This window comes from Staphylococcus microti (genome assembly GCF_000934465.1).
Classification (GTDB): domain Bacteria; phylum Bacillota; class Bacilli; order Staphylococcales; family Staphylococcaceae; genus Staphylococcus; species Staphylococcus microti.
On sequence record NZ_JXWY01000030.1, the window covers coordinates 1 to 1,403 of the forward strand.

Genomic DNA, 1,403 nt, shown 5'->3' on the forward strand with positions numbered 1-1,403 from the left:
TTCAAGAAATCAAGTAAGCTTTCAATTATTAACTTTAGATGAAATGATTGAGGAGGAAAACCCTGTTCGGGCAATTGATGCGTTTGTAGAGTCTCTCTGTTTGAAAGATTTAGGAATTAAAGAATATAGTAAAAACAACCGTGGACAACAACCTTATGAGAGAAAAGATTTATTAAAGTTATTTATATATGGATACTTTAATAAAATTAGATCATCACGATCTTTAGAAGTAGAATGTAAAAGAAATATTGAATTAATGTGGTTAGTAAATAGTATTTGTCCTGACCACGGAACTATCTCGTTATTTCTTAAAGAGAATCGTCAGAGTTTTAAACAAGTCATGAAAACTTTTACATATATTTTAAAAGGATGGGGATTAATTGACGGTAGAATTATCGCAATTGATGGGACAAAAATCACTGCTCAAAATAGTAAAAGTAATTATATTACTCCAAATGGACTGACGAAAAAGATAAATTATATAGATGAAAAAATTGATAAATATATACATCAACTAGAAAAGATTTCTGAGGAAAGTATATTAAACCAAGAAACAGTTTCATCGGTTAAGTCAAAAATCATGCGATATGAAGTGAAAAAGAAAGAGTTAACTGAACTAAAAAATGAAATGAAAAAAGAAAATAAGAAACAATTAACCACTACCGATCCAGACTCAAGAGCTATGAAAAATAATGGGAAAATCGATATATCTTATAATATGCAATCTTCTGTTGATAGTAAACATAAATTAATTGTTACACTAGATGTTGTGAATGACATAAATGATCAAAGTCAATTAGCTTCTATGGTTTCAAAAACAAACAAATTATTAACAAAAGATAAGAATAGAATTATATTAGCTGATACAGGCTATTACAATATGAAAGAAATTAAAAACTGTGTAGATGACGATAATACTGTATACATTAAACCGCAAAAATCCAAAAATATACTAGGTGGGACACAGTACTCAAAAGAAAAATTCCAATATCAAAAAGATACAGATTCTTATATTTGTCCAGAAGGAAAAGAACTTCCTTTTACAGAAAAAACAACTAAAAATGGCATGATGTATAAAAGGTATATTGGTGAAAAGAGTTGTCAAGCTTGTTCTGCTCATCATTTGTGTACAAAGTCTGTAAGGGGTAGAAATATTCAGCGCTGGGAATATGAAGAAATACTCGAAAAAGTGAAGAGAGAAACTGAGAATAATAATGAAATTTATAAAAAAAGGTCACATATTGTAGAACACCCTTTTGGGACTATTAAAAGATATTACGGTTATACATTCTTTTTAGGAAAGGGGCTGGAATCTGTAGGTGCAGAAGCAGCCCTAATTTGTGTTGCTTATAATTTTAAAAGACTAACAAAAATCAAAAAAGTTTCAGAAATAGTAAGGCTAC

Annotated in this window: 1 protein-coding gene; it reads left to right on the plus strand. The window is 29.1% G+C overall.

The genetic code is table 11. From position 1 onward, the window contains the following. Positions 1-43 precede the first annotated feature (43 nt). Positions 44-1,403: IS1182 family transposase (locus tag TP70_RS03720; RefSeq protein ID WP_248783007.1), on the plus strand; the 1,360-nt coding region annotated here is incomplete at its 3' end.